The following is a 454-nucleotide window of genomic DNA, read 5'->3' as shown; positions in this document are numbered from 1 at the left end:
ATCCAGGAAGGAACACTGTGGTCCATGCCAATCACATCCTTGCTCCTGCAGACGGTAAAGTAGTAGTTATAGAAGATACTGTAGAAACGGAATATTTTAAAGAGCCTAGAAAACAGATCTCCATATTTATGTCACCTTTCAATGTGCACGTGAATAGAAACCCGATCTCTGGTGTGGTGTCTTTCTTCAAGTACCATCCTGGCAAGTATTTGCTGGCTTGGGATCCAAAATCGAGTACTGAAAATGAGAGAACTACAGTGGTTGTAAAAGCCCAAAATGGTTCCGAGATTCTTTTTAGGCAGATTGCGGGCTTTTTGGCCAGGAGGATCGTCTGGTATGTAAAGGAAGGCCAACCGGTGGTTCAAGGCAAGGAATTTGGTTTTATTAAATTTGGATCAAGAGTAGATGTGTTTGTACCGATAGGTACCAAGATCAATGTGAAGATCGGTGAGAG

At 42.5% G+C, this 454-nt stretch carries 1 protein-coding gene; it reads left to right on the top strand.

Annotation, left to right across the window (positions count from 1 at the left end):
• Positions 1-17: 17 nt before the first annotated feature.
• On the top strand, positions 18-454 hold a 437-nt coding region (locus D7Y13_RS42750; RefSeq protein WP_244222484.1), incomplete at its 3' end, for a phosphatidylserine decarboxylase.

It is taken from the genome of Corallococcus praedator (genome assembly GCF_003612125.1).
GTDB classification, from domain to species: domain Bacteria; phylum Myxococcota; class Myxococcia; order Myxococcales; family Myxococcaceae; genus Corallococcus; species Corallococcus praedator.
The sequence above is the reverse complement of the archived record's forward strand: the minus strand, read 5'-3'. Positions and strand labels throughout refer to the sequence as shown.